Origin of the sequence: Thioalkalivibrio sp. ALJT (assembly GCF_000381825.1) — a bacterium.
GTDB lineage: Bacteria > Pseudomonadota > Gammaproteobacteria > Ectothiorhodospirales > Ectothiorhodospiraceae > Thioalkalivibrio.
The window spans coordinates 18,221-33,972 of the sequence record NZ_KB907132.1; the positions used below are offsets into that span (position 1 = coordinate 18,221).

13 protein-coding genes are annotated in these 15,752 nt (G+C 67.9%); 11 read left to right on the forward strand and 2 right to left on the reverse strand.

Annotation, left to right across the window (positions count from 1 at the left end):
• Nucleotides 1-4 precede the first annotated feature (4 nt).
• The 7 genes from G332_RS12950 to lnt all read left to right on the forward strand — a co-directional run bounded on the left by G332_RS12950 (nt 5) and on the right by lnt (nt 7,348).
• Nucleotides 5-1,408 carry an MFS transporter gene (locus G332_RS12950; RefSeq protein ID WP_038059784.1) on the forward strand — a complete coding sequence of 468 codons (1,404 nt, stop codon included), beginning with the start codon at nt 5-7 and terminating at the stop codon, nt 1,406-1,408.
• Nucleotides 1,409-1,503: 95 nt separating this feature from the next.
• The gene (ssb, locus tag G332_RS0111640; RefSeq protein WP_019627163.1) at nt 1,504-1,983 is read left to right on the forward strand and encodes a single-stranded DNA-binding protein; all 480 of its coding nucleotides are present in this window, start codon (nt 1,504-1,506) and stop codon (nt 1,981-1,983) included.
• Nucleotides 1,984-2,060: 77 nt separating this feature from the next.
• Nucleotides 2,061-3,413 carry a tRNA (N6-isopentenyl adenosine(37)-C2)-methylthiotransferase MiaB gene (gene miaB, locus G332_RS12955; protein ID WP_019627164.1) on the forward strand — a complete coding sequence of 451 codons (1,353 nt, stop codon included), beginning with the start codon at nt 2,061-2,063 and terminating at the stop codon, nt 3,411-3,413.
• A 6-nt stretch (nt 3,414-3,419) separates the two neighbouring features.
• Entirely contained in the window at nt 3,420-4,442 is a 1,023-nt protein-coding gene (locus tag G332_RS0111650; protein ID WP_019627165.1) for a PhoH family protein, read from the forward strand.
• Nucleotides 4,432-4,944, forward strand: a complete 513-nt coding sequence (gene ybeY / locus G332_RS0111655; RefSeq protein WP_019627166.1) for an rRNA maturation RNase YbeY — start codon at nt 4,432-4,434, stop codon at nt 4,942-4,944. Before G332_RS0111650 ends, ybeY begins: the two co-directional genes overlap by 11 nt.
• Nucleotides 4,937-5,866 carry an HlyC/CorC family transporter gene (locus tag G332_RS0111660; protein ID WP_019627167.1) on the forward strand — a complete coding sequence of 310 codons (930 nt, stop codon included), beginning with the start codon at nt 4,937-4,939 and terminating at the stop codon, nt 5,864-5,866. The genes ybeY and G332_RS0111660 overlap by 8 nt, the downstream gene beginning before the upstream one ends.
• Nucleotides 5,867-5,869: 3 nt before the next feature.
• The gene (gene lnt / locus G332_RS0111665; protein ID WP_019627168.1) at nt 5,870-7,348 is read left to right on the forward strand and encodes an apolipoprotein N-acyltransferase; all 1,479 of its coding nucleotides are present in this window, start codon (nt 5,870-5,872) and stop codon (nt 7,346-7,348) included.
• 18 nt (nt 7,349-7,366) lie between these two features.
• On the opposite strand, the gene G332_RS0111670 is transcribed toward lnt, so the two are convergent.
• The gene (locus G332_RS0111670; protein ID WP_019627169.1) at nt 7,367-7,924 is read right to left on the reverse strand and encodes a zinc ribbon-containing protein; all 558 of its coding nucleotides are present in this window, start codon (nt 7,922-7,924) and stop codon (nt 7,367-7,369) included.
• A gap of 160 nt (nt 7,925-8,084) precedes the next feature.
• Between G332_RS0111670 and G332_RS0111675 the strand changes: the two genes are divergently transcribed.
• Nucleotides 8,085-10,508 carry a Lon protease family protein gene (locus tag G332_RS0111675; RefSeq protein ID WP_019627170.1) on the forward strand — a complete coding sequence of 808 codons (2,424 nt, stop codon included), beginning with the start codon at nt 8,085-8,087 and terminating at the stop codon, nt 10,506-10,508.
• An 18-nt stretch (nt 10,509-10,526) separates the two neighbouring features.
• On the opposite strand, the gene G332_RS0111680 is transcribed toward G332_RS0111675, so the two are convergent.
• On the reverse strand, nt 10,527-11,390 hold the full coding sequence (locus G332_RS0111680) for a DUF2189 domain-containing protein (RefSeq protein WP_019627171.1): 864 nt from the start codon (nt 11,388-11,390) through the stop codon (nt 10,527-10,529).
• A gap of 206 nt (nt 11,391-11,596) precedes the next feature.
• On the opposite strand from G332_RS0111680, the gene leuS reads away from it, so the two are divergent.
• The 3 genes from leuS to holA are packed head-to-tail and all read left to right on the forward strand — an operon-like array spanning nt 11,597 to nt 15,752.
• On the forward strand, nt 11,597-14,188 hold the full coding sequence (gene leuS / locus G332_RS0111685) for a leucine--tRNA ligase (RefSeq protein WP_019627172.1): 2,592 nt from the start codon (nt 11,597-11,599) through the stop codon (nt 14,186-14,188).
• The gene (gene lptE, locus G332_RS0111690) at nt 14,185-14,715 is read left to right on the forward strand and encodes an LPS assembly lipoprotein LptE (RefSeq protein WP_019627173.1); all 531 of its coding nucleotides are present in this window, start codon (nt 14,185-14,187) and stop codon (nt 14,713-14,715) included. The genes leuS and lptE overlap by 4 nt, the downstream gene beginning before the upstream one ends.
• The gene (gene holA, locus G332_RS0111695; protein ID WP_019627174.1) at nt 14,715-15,752 is read left to right on the forward strand and encodes a DNA polymerase III subunit delta; all 1,038 of its coding nucleotides are present in this window, start codon (nt 14,715-14,717) and stop codon (nt 15,750-15,752) included. Before lptE ends, holA begins: the two co-directional genes overlap by 1 nt.

Below are 15,752 nucleotides of genomic sequence, written 5' to 3' on the forward strand. Positions count from 1 at the left end.
TGGCATGAGCCCCCGGGAGTTGCGTGCGACCACCGGACTGGCCGCCATCTATGGCGTGCGGATGGTCGGTCTGTTCATGGTGCTGCCGGTTTTCATGCTGCACGCCGACCGCATCGCGGGCGCCACCCCGTTCCTGATGGGGGTGGCGCTGGGCGTGTACGGTCTCACGCAGGCGATGCTGCAGATCCCATTCGGTCTTCTATCCGACCGAGTCGGTCGCAAGCCACTGATCCTGGCCGGCCTGCTGTTGTTCGTGGCAGGCAGCCTGGTGGCGGCAGTGGCGGAGTCGATCCATGGCATCATTCTCGGCCGTGCCTTGCAGGGTGCGGGCGCGGTGGCGGCCGTGGTCCTCGCGCTGACCGCGGATCTGGTTGGAGAGGAACGCCGGATGCGGGCGCTGGCGGTGATCGGTCTCACCATTGGCCTCACCTTTACCCTGGCGATGGCGCTGGGCCCGGTGGTGGATCGCGCCGCCGGCCTCGAGGGGATCTTTGGTTTGTCCGCTGCGCTCGGTGTGGTGGCCATTGCGATCCTGTACCTGTGGGTGCCACGCCCCGCCCGGATGCGTTCGCACCCGGACATGGTCCCGGTGTGGTCGGCCTTGCCCGGGGTTCTGCGGGCACCCGATCTGTTGCGACTCAACTTCGGGATCTTTGTGCTGCACGTGGTGCTCGCCGCGAATTTTCTGGTGATTCCCGTGTTCCTGCTGGAATCGGTGCAGTTGCCGGCCGCCAGTCACTGGCAGTTCTACGTGCCGGTGCTGCTGGCGGGATTCGCCCTGATGTTGCCGGGGATCATCTTCGGCGAACGGCGTCAGCAGGTGCACAGTGTCCTGCGTATGGCCATTGCGCTGCTGGCCGGGGTGCAGGTGCTGCTCGCCCTGCTGGTGCCGAGCGGCGGCGGACTGTGGTGGCTGGCCGGACTGATGATCCTGTTCTTCGCCGCGTTCAATCTGCTCGAGGCCGGCCTGCCGTCACTGGTGGCGCGTGCGGCCCCGGTCGCCCACAAGGGTTCCGCCATGGGTGGTTTTGCCACTGCCCAGTTCCTGGGCATCTTCGTCGGTGGCGTGCTCGGCGGTGCCGTGCTTGCGATCGCCGGCCCGGTGGGGGTGTTTCTGGTCGGCGTCCCGTTATTGCTGACCTGGTGGTGGGTCGTGCGTGACCTGCAACCGCGTTACGGGTCGAATCGGGTCGTGGCCGTACCGGCCCACTGGGCCGGGCGTGAGGCGGATCTGCGCGCGTGGGTTCTGGCGCTTCCGGGGGTGTGCGAGGCCGATCTTTCCCCCGATTCACGGTCGCTTTATCTCAAGGTTGCGCGTCTGGGGCCGGATGCAGCGGCACTGGGTGCCTGGCTGGCGCGGCGGCCGGACGAGCATCAGGGCGAAGGCGCCGGCCCGCCCGCCGGTTGATCAGGTCCGCAACGGCGGGCGCCGCGCTGTCGTCGCCGCATCGGGCTGGTACACTATCGGGCTTGTTCCTCCATGCCCGCTACGAAGGAGTTCCCATGGCCCGCGGCGTCAACAAAGTCATCCTGCTCGGCAATCTCGGGGCCGACCCGGAGAAGCGCGAGACCCCGAACGGGGTTACCGTGACCAATCTGCGTCTGGCGACCTCGGAGCAGTGGACCGACAAGAACTCCGGCGAAAAGCGCGAGAACACCGAGTGGCACCGCGTGGTGATGTTCGGGCGTCTGGCGGATATCGCCGCGCAGTATCTGTCCAAGGGCTCGCAGGTCTATCTCGAAGGGAAGATCCAGACCCGCAAATGGCAGGACCAGTCGGGTAATGACCGCTACACCACCGAGGTGGTCGCAAACGACATGCAGCTGATCGGCGGCCGCGGGGGCAGCGGTGGCGGTGGCGGGTACGACCAGGACCCGGGTTACGGCGGCGGTAATGCCTACGGCGGTGGCGGCCAGCAGGGCAGCAGTCGTGGCAGTGCGCCGGTCTCCGGCGGGTTCGACGATGACGATGTGCCGTTCTGACAAGCCTGCCGGGGCAGCCGGGCGGCCCCCGGTGCGCCAGTACCCCTGAATCCCTCTACCAGCGAAGTACCGACAGCATGATCCGCAAGGTCTACATCCAGACGCACGGCTGCCAGATGAACGAGTACGACTCCGATCGCATGCTCGATGCGTTGCGCGCGCTGCACGGCGCGGAGCGTACCGATGATCCGGAGCAGGCCGATGTCCTGTTGATGAACACCTGCTCCATCCGCGAAAAGGCACAGGAAAAGGTCTTCTCGCTGCTGGGGCGCTGGCGTCAGATCAAGGAGCGCCGACCGGAGGTGATCATCGGCGTGGGCGGCTGTGTCGCCAGTCAGGAGGGTGACGCCCTGCGCGAGCGGGCGCCGTACGTGGATCTGGTGTTCGGCCCACAGACCCTGCACCGCCTGCCGGCGATGATCCAGTCGGTGCGCCGCGAGCGGGCGCCGGTGGTGGATATCTCCTTCCCCGAGATCGAAAAGTTCGATCGGCTGCCCGAACCCAAGGCCGATGGCCCGACCGCCTTCGTCTCGGTGATGGAGGGCTGCTCCAAGTACTGCAGCTTCTGCGTGGTGCCGTATACCCGCGGCGACGAGATCAGCCGTCCGTTCGACGACGTGATCGCCGAGGTGGTGGCGCTGGCCGGGCAGGGGGTCAAGGAGATCAATCTGCTGGGGCAGAACGTGAATGCCTACCGCGGGCCGATGGAGGATGGCGATACCGCCGACCTCGCGCTGTTGATCCATTATGTGGCCGCGGTAGACGGCATCGAGCGTATCCGCTTTACCACCTCGCACCCGGTGGAGTTTTCCGATTCGCTGATCCAGGCCTATGCCGACGAGCCCAAGCTGGTCAGCCACCTGCACCTGCCGGTGCAAAGCGGTTCCGACCGCATCCTGGCGCAAATGAAACGCGGTCACACGATCCTGGAATACAAGTCCAAGATCCGCCGCCTGCGCGAGGCACGCCCGGATCTGGACCTGTCCTCCGACTTCATCGTCGGCTTCCCCGGCGAGACGGACGCCGACCACGCGGCGACCATGAAGCTGATCGAGGAGCTGCACTTCGACTTCTCGTTCAGCTTTATCTACAGCGCCCGTCCGGGCACGCCGGCCGCCGCGTTGCCGGATGACGTGCCGCTGGTCACCAAGAAGGCGCGCCTGGCCGAACTGCAGGCCCTGATCGAACAGCACGGGCGCGAACGCAATCAGGCCATGGTTGGCAACATCGAGTCGGTCCTGGTCGAGGGTCCGGCCAAACGTAATCCCGGCGAACTGGCCGGGCGCACAGCGAACAACCGCATCGTGAATTTCGCGGGCACCCCTGATCTGATCGGACAGATGATCCCGGTCGAGATTACCGAGGCCCTGGCGCATTCCCTGCGCGGGCGTGCGGTGGAGCGGACGATGCCTGCCGCCGTCGGCGCCTGATCCACGATGGCGAACCGCGCCGATTTCACCCTGGACCCGGGTGACCAGGAGACCCTCGCACGCCTGTCCGGTCCGCTGGATGCCCATCTGCGCCTGATCGAGTCGCGCCTGGGCGTGGCCGTGCACAACCGCGGTCCGCGCTTCAATCTGACCGGACCGAAGGCCGCGGTGCAGGCGGCGGATGCACTGATCCACGACCTGCATCGCATGGCCCAGGAAGAGCCGGTCAGCCTGGAGCAGGTGCATACCGCGCTGCAGACGGCGCATGTCGAGGGCCTGGCCGAACCCGATGGCAATGCGGGCGATCCATCGCTGCGCCTGAAGCGCGCGGTGATCCGCGGTCGCGGCCCGCGGCAGGCGAAGTACCTGGCCGCGATTGCGCAGCACGACCTCAGTTTCGGCATCGGGCCGGCCGGTACGGGCAAGACCTTCCTCGCCGTGGCCGCGGCGGTGGCCGCGCTGGAGCAGGACCGGGTGCAGCGCCTGGTGCTGGTGCGCCCGGCGGTGGAGGCCGGCGAGCGCCTGGGGTTCCTGCCCGGCGACCTGGCGCAGAAGATCGACCCCTACCTGCGTCCGATGTACGACGCCCTGTACGAGCTGATGGGCTTCGACCAGACTGCGCGCCTGATGGAACGTCAGGTGATCGAGGTGGCCCCGCTGGCCTACATGCGCGGGCGTACGCTGAACGAGGCCTTCATTATTCTCGACGAGGCGCAGAACACCACCGTCGAGCAGATGAAGATGTTTCTGACCCGCATCGGCTTCGGTTCCACGGCCGTGGTCAATGGCGATATCACTCAGGTCGACCTGCCGCGTGGCCAGCGCTCCGGGCTCAAGCATGCGATGCAGATCCTGAAGGATGTCGAGGGTGTGCATATCACCCGCTTCCAGGCCGGCGACGTGGTGCGCCACCCGCTGGTGCAGCGCATCGTGGAGGCCTACGACGCCCACGACAGCGCCTCCGGCAAGCCGGCTGTGGAGCCCGGGGCGGGCACTGGAACGGACGGACAGGCCGCCGATGGCGCTTGATGTTGCGGTGCAGTACGCGGTGCCGCGGGCGGGCCTGCCGGCTGCCACCACCCTGCACCGGGCGGCCCGCGCGGCCTGGCGCGGGGACGGTGAAGCGGGGGTGACACTGCGCTTGGTGGACACCGACGAGGGGCGGGCCCTGAATCACGCCTTTCGTGGACGCGACTACGCGACCAACGTGCTGTCGTTTCCTGCCCCGGACCTGCCGCCCGGTCTGCCGCCCGAGGCGAATGTCTATCTCGGCGACGTCATCCTGTGTGTGCCGGTGCTGGCGCGCGAGGCCGAGGAGCAGGGCAAGACCCTGGCGGCCCACTACCACCACATGGTGGTACACGGGATGCTGCATTTGCAGGGCATGGACCACCAGACCCGGGGCGAGGCCGAGCGGATGGAGGCCATTGAGTCATCGGTCCTGGCCGGGTTAGGCTACCCCGACCCCTACGCCGAGCAACCGGCACGCGCCCTGGTGCAGCACCCGGCCGGACATGCCCCCGATGCCTGAACCCGAACTCGACGAGCAACCGATCTGGCGGCGATGGCGCGCCCGCGCCGGCGAGTTTCTGCGTCCCCGTCGCGAGCCGGCGACCCGCCGCGAACTGGTCGAGATGCTGCGCGCGGCGCACGGCCGCGAACTCGTCGACCCCGAGGCCCTGACCATGCTGGAAGGCGTGCTCAACGTGGCCGACATGCAGGTGCGCGACATCATGATCCCGCGTGCGCAGATGGAGGTCGTCCGCCGCGATGCGTGCCTGTCCGAATTTCTGCCCGATGTGGTGGCCTCGGCCCATTCGCGTCTGCCCGTGGTCGGTGATCACCGCGACGAGGTGGTGGGCGTGCTGCTGGCCAAGGACCTGCTGCGCTTTTCTGGCGAGTCCGACGATAGCGCCTTTGACATGCAGGAGATCCTGCGCCCGGCCGTGTTCGTGCCCGAGAGCAAGCGCCTGAACGTGCTGCTGAAGGAGTTCCGCCTGAGCCGCAATCACATGGCGATCGTCGTGGATGAGTATGGCGGCGTGGCCGGGCTGGTGACCATCGAGGACGTGCTCGAGCAGATCGTCGGGGAGATCGAGGACGAACACGACGTCGAAGATTACCTGACCCAGATCATGCAGCACCCCGGCGGGCGCTACACCCTCAAGGCGCTGACGCCGATGGAGGAGTTCAACGCCTACTTTCAGACTGCGTACAGCGAGGCCGACTTCGACACCATCGGGGGGCTCGTACTGTCGCACTTCGGGCGTGTCCCGCGTCGGGGCGAGCAGATCGTGATCGACGGCATGCGTTTCCGTGTGCTGCGCGCGGACAACCGCCGCCTGCACCTGCTGGAGATGCTTCTGCCGGAGGCTGAAGCGGTCCCGGTGGCGGAGGGTGGCCAGAGCTTCGAGGGGCTCCCCGCCGATCCCGTCCGTCAGCGGGAGGACTGAGCGGTGGCGGATCGCCTGCCGCTCTGGGCGGTCGGCCTGTTGGCCCTGCTGGCCGGTGCGGGCGCGACTCTCGCCTTTGCCCCGGTCGGCTGGTTTCCGGCCGCGCCGCTTGCCCTGGCGGTCTGGTTTGCCCTGCTGGTTGGTGCCCCCTGGCGCCGCGCCGCCGTAACCGGCTATGCCTTCGGCCTCGGCTTCTTCGGGGTCGGGGTCACTTGGATCTTCAATTCCCTGCTGGTGTTCGGTCAGGCCCCACTGGTGGTGGCCTCGCTGATAACCATGCTTTTCGTGCTGGTAATGGCCCTGTATCCGGCAGTCCTGTCCGGGCTGGCCGCACGCTTTCTGACGCTGGAGCGGCCGGCCGGGCTGATCGCCCTGGCCGCCGGGGTGGTGCTGATGGAGCTGGCGCGCTCCTGGCTGTTCTCCGGGTTCCCCTGGCTGCTGTTCGGACACACCGTGCTGCAGACGCCGCTGCAGGGCTGGCTGCCGCTGGGCGGGGAACTGGCCGCCGGGCTGGTAGTGGCGCTGCTGGCGGCCGGGCTGGTGCTGGTGCTGCAGCGCGAACGCAGGTGGTCCGGTGCCGGCCTGGTGGCGGGGCTGTTTGTACTATCGCTGCCGCTGACGCTGGTCGAGTGGACCCAGCCCGAGGGCGAATCGCTGCGGGTGGCCATGGTGCAGGGCAATATCGAACAGGCGCGCAAGTGGGCCCCCGATGGCATCGATCATTCGCTGGAGGTCTACGCAACACTGACCCGGGAAGCCGCCGGGGCGGACCTGGTCGTCTGGCCGGAGACGGCGATCCCGGCCTTGCTGGCGGAGATACGCGGTGACCTGTCCCGCACCGCACTGGAGTTGCAGGAGACCGGGGGCGAACTGCTGGTCGGGATCTTTGACCACGATCCGCAGACCCGTTCGATCTTTAACTCGGTCGTGCATACGCGGTCCGGGGCGGGTTACAACAAGCGCCAGCTGGTGCCGTTCGGTGAATATATCCCGTTGCGTGAACGCCTGGCCTGGCTTGACCGGCTGCTGCAGATCCCGATGTCGGACCTGAGTCCCGGGACCGGCGACGGTGGGATGGAAGTCGCCGGGACGTATGCCGGGATCAGCATCTGCTACGAATCGGCCTACGCTCGGCACATCCGTGCGCCGCTGCCGGAGGCACGGTTCCTGGTCAATGTCAGTAACGATGCCTGGTTCGGTGACAGCCTCGCGCCGGCCCAGCATCTGCAGATCGCACGGGTGCGGGCGGTGGAGACCGGCCGCCCGATGGTGCGGGCCACCAACACCGGCGTCTCGGCCCTGATTGCGGCCGACGGGCGTTTGCTGGAGCGTTCCGGGCTGTTCAGTCGCGAGGTGGTGCAGGGCACGATCGAGCCGCGAACCGGGATGACCCCGGCAGCGGCCCTTGGCGAGGGGCCCGCCGTGCTGGCGGCCCTGGTGCTGGTGGTGCTTGGCGCGGCGCAGCGCCGGCGCAGCACCTGAGGGCGCAGTTCGGGACCGCTATTCGGCCTCGGTGCCCCCCGGGCCCCGGCGGAAGCTGGTGTTGTGGCATTGGGAGCAAGGCGGGACGCGTCCGACCCGGGTCATGTGCACGGCATGGCCACATTGCTTGCAAAGCAGTTCGCCCGGGCCGGTGATCTCGCCGGTGTGCCATTCGCCCATGACCTGGGCGCGGGCGGTCAGTTCGGTGATTTCCACACGGGTGCGATCGGCGATGCGTTCCAGGGCGTTGAGGATGCTCGCCTCGATCAGGCCGAGGTCAATCCGCAGCCAGCTGCGCCAGTCCTCGGTGCGCGAGTCCAGATAGGCGCCCAGATCCTGGAGGTCCCGGCGCAGGTAATCCATCACCTCATGCGCCTCCTCGCGGGTCAGGTCGCTGGCCTTTTGCACGCGGTCACGGGCGTTTTCCAGGGCCTCGGTGATGGCCTGGCTGGTCTTGTCCTCCAGCTTTTCGAGATCCTCGGTGACCTCGTGCAGCATGCGGTGGTAGGCATCGCTCAGGCGGTGCTCGCGTTCCTGGTCTACCTCGGCGGATGATTCCCTGGACTTGTCGTTCATGCGCGGTTCCTCGCGGCTTGCTCGTTGAACATCTGCCCCGCTGGGGCTCTGGGGCCCTTCTGTCTCCACGTTAGCACGATAAGCGGGCGCTGCCAGTGTTCCCCGGGAGGTGCACGCCGGGCCGTATCTGCTGCATGGTAGGGGCCAAAAGGAGACGGACATGACGCGACCCGCACCCCTGACCGAGAAGCAGGTCTATCAGCACTGCCCGCCGGAGTATCTGGATTTCGCAACCACCGAGTCGCTGGAGGCGCTGGAGCTGCCCTGCGGGCAGGAACGCCTGCTGCGCGCGCTGGAGTTCGGGGCGGCGATGCGTGGGCGTGGTTTCAATCTCTTCGTTCTGGGGCCGGACGGTAGCGGACGCCACGAGCTGGTGCGGCGCTTCCTGGAGCATCGTGCCGCCGAGGAGGCGGCCCCGCCGGACTGGGGGTACGTGTTCAACTTCGACAAGCCGGAGTGCCCGCGCGCCATTCGCCTGGAGGCCGGGGAGGGGCGCACGCTGCAGTCCGACCTGGAGCGGTTCATCGAGGATCTCCACACCAGTATCCCGGCGGTCTTCGAGGCGGAGGAATATCAGCGGCGCCTGCAGGAGCTCAAGGACGCGTCCGAGGAGGAGCAGAGCGAGGGTGTGCGCCGCGTGCAGGAAGAGGCCGAGGCGAACGACATCGCCCTGATTAATGCCCGGAAAACGTTCTCGTTCGCGCCGATGCGGGACGGAGAGATCCTCAAGCCGGAGGAATACGACGCGCTGTCCGAGGAACAGCGCGAGCAGATCGACGCGCAGGTCGAGGTGTTGCAGGAGAAACTGCGCCAGGCCCTGCGCCAGATCCCGCGCCTGCGCAAGGAGCTGGAAGAAAAGATTCGGGCATTGAATGCGGAGATGCTGCAGTCGGTGCTGGATGGCCCGGTTCGTGATCTGAAAGAGCGCTGGTCGCATCTGCCGGCGGTGGTCGCGCATCTGGAGGCCATCCTGAATGACGTGGTGCAGCATGCGGAGGCCTTTCGCAGCGGACAGGACCCGGCGCTGCCCGCGGGGCTGCTGGAGCGCTTTCGCATCAACCTGCTGGTGGATCACGCGGAGACCCGCGGTGCGCCGGTCCTCTACGAGGATTCGCCGAATCATCAGCACCTGACAGGCCAGATCGAGTACCAGGTGCACGAGGGCGATCTGGTGACCGATTTTTCGCTGGTTCGGGCCGGGGCCCTGCATCGGGCCAGCGGTGGCTACCTAATCCTGGACGCTCGTCGCGTGCTGCTGCAGCCGCTGGCCTGGGAAAGCCTCAAACGGGTGCTGTTCTCCGGCGAGGTCCGTATCGAGTCGCTGGAACGCCTGTTCGGCCTGGTCAGCACCGTGGCGCTGGAGCCGGAGCCGATCCCGGTCAACCCGAAGGTGGTGCTGATCGGGGACCGCCTGCTGTACTACCTGCTGTCGGCGTATGAGCCGGACTTTCTCGAGCTGTTCAAGGTCGAGGCGGACTTCGAGGATGACCTGGAGCGCGACGCAGCCAGTCTCGCGCTGTACGCGAGGATGCTGGCGACCATGGCGCGGCGTGCCGGGCTGCGGCCGCTGGACCGCGCCGCGGTCGCGCGCGTGATCGAACATGCCAGTCGCCTGGCCGGAGACCAGCGCAAGCTGTCGGCGCATGATCGCACCCTGCGTGATTTGCTGCTGGAGGCCGATCACTGGGCCGGCCAGGCCGGTGTCGAGGTCGTGGGTGTCGCGCAGGTCGACCAGGCCATCCGCGAACGCGAGGCTCGCGGCGCACGGCTGCAACGGCGCAGCCTGGAGCAGATCCGGCGCGGCGTGGTGCTGATCGCCACCCGGGGCACGCAGATCGCCCAGGTCAACGGGCTGTCGGTGCTGAATCTGGGTGACACGATGTTCGGACGGCCGATCCGGATTACCGCGACCGCGCGTTCGGGCAATGGCCAGGTGGTGGATATCGAGCGCGAGGCCAAGCTGGGCGGACCGGTGCACAGCAAGGCGGTAATGATCCTGTCGCGCTTCATCGCCAGCCACTACGCCGCGGACCGTGAGCTCTCGTTGTCTGCCAGTCTGGCCTTCGAGCAGTCCTACGGTGACATCGAGGGGGATTCCGCGTCGGTCGCCGAGGCCTGCGCCTTGTTGTCGGCGATTGCACGGGTCCCGCTGCGCCAGTCGCTGGCGGTGACCGGCTCGCTGAACCAGCATGGCGAGGTGCAGGCCGTCGGCGGGGTCAACGAAAAGATCGAGGGTTTCTTTGATGTCTGCCGCGACGCCGGGGAGCTGGACGGTCACGGGGTGCTGTTGCCCGCGAGCAACGTCGAGCACCTGATGCTGCGCGAGGATGTGCGCACGGCGATCGCGCAGGGGTGTTTCTTCGTGTACCCCGTCACCTCACTGGACGAGGCCATCGAGCTGCTGGCCGACATGCCGGCGGGCGAACGTGATGCCCGCGGTGGGTTCCCGGAGGGCAGCTTCAACCATGCGGTGGCGGAGCGCTTGCGGACGTTCGCCCGGCTGGGCGACCGGCGCGGCACATGCGGCCCCCGCGACGAGTCCGCGGAGGCCGCGCCGGAAGACCCGAACGGGGAGGGTGCCTGAGGAGGCGGATCCGCCCCTTCAGGCGGCCGCCGGGCTGCCCACCAGATCGCGATACCCGTGCCACATCGCGAACCCCAGCCACGGGAAGATCACGATCAGGGCCAGCAGCGCCGTGGCCAGCGAGACCATGAACAGTGCAGTGATGATCAGGCCCCACAGCATCAGGGGGCCGGGATTGTGGCTGAAGGCCTTCAGACTCACGCCGATGGATTCCACCAGTGACTTCTGCGGTGCGTCATCGCGCATGCGGTGATCCAGCAGGGCCGGGATGGTGGCAAGGCTCAGGGCAAAGACCACCAGGCCGAAGGCAATGGCGGCCACGACGACACCCGCCAGCGAGATAATGCCGGTGCCGCTGGTGAGCATGGCCCCGACCATGTGGTGCAGCTGGCCGGTCACGCCCAGCTCGCCGATATTGAGCACGGCGATCCACATCCATACGAAGCTGGCCCAGATCACGAACAGGACCGCGAGCAGGGCGGCAAATGCCCAGATCGAACCGCCCAGCGTCCCCAGCCATCGCAGACCGAGACCGCCCGGTTGGCCGCGCTCTTTCCGCAGGGCCAGATCGTTCACGCCGACCGCCAGAACCGGTCCCAGCAGCAGAAATCCGGCCAGCCAGGAGAAGGCCATCCACGGCTGGTTCCAGGACAGCCCCAGCAGCACCAGCCCGATCATGGTGATGACCAGGCCGTGTACCAGTGCAACAGGCATCTGCCAGAGATCACGCCAGCCCTTGCCCAGCCAGGTGCCGAGATCTTCGGGCGCGACCGTCCGGATCGCCGGAGAATCGGTCTCGGGCGTGTGTTGCTGTGCTACTTCAGCGAGGTCTTCGGGGTAGGCGCGCTGTGCGACGGGGATGGTGTCATTCTCGAAGCTCATTTCCTGCCTCCTGAACGCCGCGCGGACGTTTGCGGGTGCATGTACGCGTTAGAACGGGCATAAAAAGCATCTGTTCCGCAGGTTTTGTGACGGCCATCACGGCTGCGGGGCAGGCTGCGGGCTCCGTGTTTCGCTTGGAGGGGGTGGGGGCGGCTGGTATTCTGCGCAGTTCTTTGTTTTCCGCGATCAAGGCACAGGTGAGGCGCATGCAGGAGCACTATTCCCCCGAGGCGGTCGAGGCGCAGGTACAGCGCCAGTGGGAGGAGGCCGACTGCTTCCGCGCGCGCGAGGACGCACCCGGCGAGCCGTTCTACTGCCTGTCCATGTTCCCCTACCCCTCGGGCAAGCTGCACATGGGGCATGTGCGTAACTACACCATCGGGGACGTGATCGCCCGCTTCCAGCGCATGCAGGGCAGGAGCGTGCTGCAGCCGATGGGCTGGGACGCGTTCGGCCTGCCGGCGGAGAACGCCGCGATGCAGAACCACGTCCCGCCGGCCGCGTGGACGCGCCAGAACATCGAGCAGATGCGCACCCAGCTCAAGCGCCTGGGCTTTGCCTACGACTGGTCGCGCGAGTTCGCGACCTGCGATGCCGACTACTACCGCTGGGAACAGTGGCTGTTCGTGCGCCTGCTGAAGAAGGGCCTGGTCTACCGCAAGAAGGCGACCGTGAACTGGGACCCGGTGGACCAGACCGTGCTCGCCAACGAGCAGGTGATCGAGGGCCGTGGCTGGCGCTCCGGCGCGCTTGTCGAGCGCCGCGAGATGCCGCAGTGGTTCCTGCGCATCACCGACTACGCCGACGAGCTGCTGGAGGCCCTGGACGGGCTGGACGGCTGGCCGGACCAGGTGCGCACCATGCAGCGCAACTGGATCGGCCGTTCCGAGGGCGTGGAGCTGGAGTTTTCGGTGGATGGCGGCGAGCCGCTGACCGTCTACACCACGCGCCCGGATACCCTGTTCGGTGTTTCCTACATGGCGCTCGCGCCGGAGCACCCGCGGGTGCAGGCGCTGGCGCAGAACGATGCCGAACTGGCGGCGTTCGTCGCCGATTGCGCGCAGGGCGGGGTGGCCGAGGCCGATCTGGCGACCATGGAGAAGAAGGGCCGGTCGCTGGGCTTTACCGCCCGTCACCCGCTGACCGGTGCGGAGGTCCCGGTCTGGGTCGCCAACTTCGTGCTGATGGAATACGGCACCGGCGCGGTGATGGCGGTGCCGGCGCACGACGAACGCGACCACGAGTTCGCGACGCAATACGGTCTGCCGATCCGGCAGGTGATCGCCCCCGCCGACGGCGCCGAGTGCGACGTACAGGCCGCGGCCTTCACCGATCCCGGCGTACTGGTGAACTCCGGCGACTTCGACGGGCAGGCATCCGAGGCGGCCAAGGCCGCGATCGCCGAACACCTGGAGCAGGCCGGGCTGGGCCGGCGCCGGCGCAACTACCGCCTGCGCGACTGGGGCATTTCGCGCCAGCGCTACTGGGGCTGCCCGATCCCGGTGATCCACTGCGATGACTGCGGTGCGGTGCCGGTGCCGGAGGCGGACCTGCCGGTGCGTCTGCCGGAGGATGTGATCCCGGACGGCGCCGGCTCGCCGCTGGCGCGCATGCCGGAATTCTACGAGGCCACCTGCCCGGAATGCGGCAAGCCGGCGCGGCGCGAGACCGATACCTTCGACACCTTCTTCGAGTCCAGCTGGTACTTCGCCCGCTACGCCTGCGCGGATAACGACACCGCGATGCTGGATGCGCGCGCCGACCACTGGTTACCGGTGGACCAGTACGTCGGCGGCATCGAGCATGCGGTGCTGCATCTGCTGTATGCGCGCTTCTTCCACAAGCTGCTGCGCGACGAGGGCCTGTTGGCCTCGGACGAGCCGTTCACCCGGCTGCTGACCCAGGGCATGGTGATCGCCCCGACCTTCTACCGCGGACGCGGTGACGGCGGGAAGGACTGGATCAACCCGGCCGATGTCGAGCTGGAACGCGCGGAGGACGGCTCGGTGAAGGCCGCGCGCCATCGCGAAGACGGCCAGCCGGTGGTCGTGGGCGGCATGGAGAAGATGTCCAAGTCGAAGAACAACGGCGTGGATCCGCAGGCGCTGATCGAGCGCTTCGGTGCCGACACCGCGCGGCTGTTCACCATGTTCGCCGCGCCGCCGGACCTGTCGCTGGAGTGGTCCGACTCCGGCGTCGAGGGTGCGCAGCGCTTCATCAAGCGCCTGTGGCGGGCGGTGGACGAGCACGTGAACGGCGATAGCCCGGCTGCGCTGGACGTGGACGCGCTGGACGACGCCGGGCGCGAGCTGCGGCGCAAGCTGCACGACACCATCGCCAAGGTCACCGACGACATCGGCCGGCGCCAGACCTTCAACACGGCGGTGGCCGCGAACATGGAGCTGCTGAACGACCTCGGCAAATTGCCGAAAGATGGCGCGCAGGCCGCGGCCGTGCGTCAGGAGGCCCTGGAGGGCATCGTGCGCATGCTGGCGCCGATCATCCCGCATGTGACCGAGACCCTGTGGCGCGCGCTGGGCCATGACGAACTGGTCGCGACCACCGCCTGGCCGCAGGTCGACGCGGCCGCGCGCCAGGCCGCGCAGGAGACCCTGGCGGTGCAGGTGAACGGCAAGCGCCGCGCCGAGATCGCGGTCCCGGCCGGCGCCGATCGCGACGCGATCGAAGCCACCGCGCGCGGCGACGAGAATGTACAGCGGCATATCGAGGGACAGAACGTGATGAAGGTGATCGTGGTGCCCGGGCGTCTGGTGAACTTCGTGGTCAAACCGCAATGAGTCTGTTACTGCGCGCAGGCCTGGTGGTGTGGCTGGCGGTCTCCGTGGCCGCCTGTGGTTTTCAGCTGCGCGGCAGCATGGACTGGCCGGAGGTCCTCACGCCGGTGCAGATCACCGGCGTGAGCCCGCGTGATTCCCTCTACCGCGAGCTGGAGGTCGCCTTTGGTTCGGGCGGGGTCGAGATCGTCGAACAGCGCCCGGAGGGGCAGGGAGCGACACTGGAGATCCGTTCGGTCCGTGATGACCGGCGCACCCTGTCGGTGACCGAGACCGCCCGCGTATCGGAGTACGAACTGATCCGCACGGTCGAGGTCCGCCTGCGTCCGGTGCAGGGCGAGGCTGTCGAGCTCGGGCCGCTGCAGGCGAGTCGGGTGTACCTGTTTGATGGCTCGGCGGTGCTGAGCCGTTCCGAACGCGAGGAGACCCTGCGCACGGCGATGAACCGTGACCTGGTGGCGCAGTTACAGCGGCGCATGGCCGCGCGGATCGGGCCGGATGGTGAACTGCAAGAGGTCCGCGACCGCTGATGGCCCTGGACGTTGCGCGACTGGAGCAGGAGCTGAGTCGCGGTCTGGCGCCCGTCTATCTGCTGCTGGCGGAAGAGCCGTTGCAGGCCATCGAGGCGGCAGATGTCATCCGCGTGGCGGCGCGCGCCCAGGGTTTTCTGGAGCGGACGGTGCTGGATCTGACCGCGCAGTCCGACTGGGGGCCGTTCGAGGCCGCGGTGCGCGATCGTTCGCTGTTCGCCGAGCGGGCATTGCTGGATCTGCGTCTGGCCACCGGCAAGCCGGGCAAGACCGGGGGCGATCACCTTAAGGCCTATGCCGCCGATCCGCAGCCGGATCTGGTGCTGCTGCTGCAGTTGCCACGGCCGGACAGCGCCATGCGCCGGGCGGCCTGGTTCAAGGCGCTGGAGAGCCGTGCGGTGGTGATCCATGCACGCCCGGTCCCGCCGGCGCAGCTCGGGGGCTGGATCCGCGGGCGCCTGCACAAGTACGGCCTGCGCATTACCGATGACGCCCTGGCGCTGCTGGTCTCGCGCGTCGAGGGCAACCTGCTGGCCGCGCGTCAGGAGATCGAGAAGCTGGCCCTGGCGGGTGTGAGCGAGATCGACCTCGATGTCCTGGCCGCAGCCACGACGGACAGTGCCCGCTTCGAGCTGTTCGCCCTGGCCCCGGCGGCCCTGCGCGGTAACGTCCGCCATGCCTTGCGCATGCTGGAGGGGCTGCTGGATGAGGGGCAGCCGGAGCCGCTGATCCTGTGGGCACTGGCGCGCGAGTGCCGCCTGCTGGTGCAGGCGATGGAGCGCAAGGCGGCGGGGGCGCCGGATCGCGAGGCCTTCCAGGGCAGTTTCGGCGATGGTCAGAAGGCCCTGCGTCAGGCGATGTCGCGGCTGAACCTGGCGCAGGCACGGGCCCTGCTGGGCGCGGCCGCGCATGTGGATCGCGTCATCAAGGGTCAGGAAAACGGCAATGCCCGGCAGGGGTTGCTAGACTTGGTGGCCCGTATGGCGGGGCGTCCGCTGACGCTGGCCGAACCCGCTCTGAACCCGGAACGAGTCTGA

Bases quoted from the DNA above. Each gene is read 5' to 3' on its own strand.
- ybeY (WP_019627166.1), top strand. From the start codon at position 4,432: ATGGCGCTTGATGTTGCGGTGCAGTACGCGGTGCCGCGGGCGGGCCTG.
- G332_RS0111680 (WP_019627171.1), bottom strand. From the start codon at position 11,390: ATGAGCTTCGAGAATGACACCATCCCCGTCGCACAGCGCGCCTACCCC.
- G332_RS0111670 (WP_019627169.1), bottom strand. From the start codon at position 7,924: ATGAACGACAAGTCCAGGGAATCATCCGCCGAGGTAGACCAGGAACGC.
- lptE (WP_019627173.1), top strand. From the start codon at position 14,185: ATGAGTCTGTTACTGCGCGCAGGCCTGGTGGTGTGGCTGGCGGTCTCC.
- leuS (WP_019627172.1), top strand. From the start codon at position 11,597: ATGCAGGAGCACTATTCCCCCGAGGCGGTCGAGGCGCAGGTACAGCGC.
- ssb (WP_019627163.1), top strand. From the start codon at position 1,504: ATGGCCCGCGGCGTCAACAAAGTCATCCTGCTCGGCAATCTCGGGGCC.
- G332_RS0111675 (WP_019627170.1), top strand. From the start codon at position 8,085: ATGACGCGACCCGCACCCCTGACCGAGAAGCAGGTCTATCAGCACTGC.
- G332_RS0111660 (WP_019627167.1), top strand. From the start codon at position 4,937: ATGCCTGAACCCGAACTCGACGAGCAACCGATCTGGCGGCGATGGCGC.
- holA (WP_019627174.1), top strand. From the start codon at position 14,715: ATGGCCCTGGACGTTGCGCGACTGGAGCAGGAGCTGAGTCGCGGTCTG.
- miaB (WP_019627164.1), top strand. From the start codon at position 2,061: ATGATCCGCAAGGTCTACATCCAGACGCACGGCTGCCAGATGAACGAG.
- G332_RS0111650 (WP_019627165.1), top strand. From the start codon at position 3,420: ATGGCGAACCGCGCCGATTTCACCCTGGACCCGGGTGACCAGGAGACC.
- G332_RS12950 (WP_038059784.1), top strand. From the start codon at position 5: ATGAGCCCCCGGGAGTTGCGTGCGACCACCGGACTGGCCGCCATCTAT.